General features: G+C 66.5%; 1 protein-coding gene. It reads left to right on the forward strand.

Annotated features, from left to right (window positions below; all coding sequences use genetic code 11):
• On the forward strand, positions 1-901 hold a 901-nt coding region (locus EQ874_RS22780), incomplete at both ends, for an amino acid adenylation domain-containing protein (RefSeq protein ID WP_129978276.1).

The raw sequence follows: 901 nt of genomic DNA on the forward strand, positions 1-901 counted from the left end.
TGCGTGCGTCGAATACGGCGTATGTGATCTTCACGTCGGGTTCGACGGGCCGGCCGAAGGGTGTGGCGGTGCCGCACGCGGCGATCGTCAACCAGTTGCTGTGGAAGCGTGAGTATTTCGGTCTCGGTGTCGATGATGCGGTGCTGTTGAAGACGGTGGCGACCTTCGATCTGTCGGTGTGGGAGTTCTGGTCGGCGCTGGTCTCCGGTGGGCGTGTGGTCATCGCGTCGGCCGATGGTCATCGGGATCCGGCGTATCTGAACCGGTTGCTGACGGAGCGGGCGGTGACGACCCTGCATGTGGTGCCGTCGATGCTCGAGGCCCTGATGGTCGACGCGGGTGGCATCCTCACACCGTCGTTGCGTCAGGTGCTGGCGATCGGTGAGGCTCTTCCGCCGGCGACTGCGAAGCGGTTCGTCGAGCACAATGCCGCCCGGTTGGTGAACCTGTACGGTCCGACCGAGGCCGCGGTGTCCGTCACCGCCGGTGATGTCACCGATGTCTCGGGTGCGTCGGTGCCGATCGGTGTGCCGGAGTGGAACACCCGGGTCTACGTGCTCGACGAGCGTCTGCATCCGGTTCCGGCCGGTGTCGCCGGTGAGTTGTACCTGGCCGGTGCGCAGCTCGCGCGCGGGTATTTCGGGCGTGCGGATCTGAGTGCGGAGCGGTTCGTGGCGTCGCCGTTCGGTGACGGGGAGCGGTTGTACCGTACGGGCGATCTGGTGCGGTGGACCCGTGACGGGCAGTTGGATTACCTGTCGCGCACGGACTTCCAGGTGAAGGTGCGTGGTTTCCGGATCGAGCTCGGTGAGATCGAGTCCGCCCTGCGGGCGATGGATGCGCTGCGTGATGTCGCGGTGATCGCCCGGGAGGACGAGCGGGTCGGCACGCAGCTGGTCGC

Source organism: Rhodococcus sp. Q1 (assembly GCF_004153645.1).
Lineage (GTDB): Bacteria > Actinomycetota > Actinomycetes > Mycobacteriales > Mycobacteriaceae > Rhodococcus > Rhodococcus gordoniae.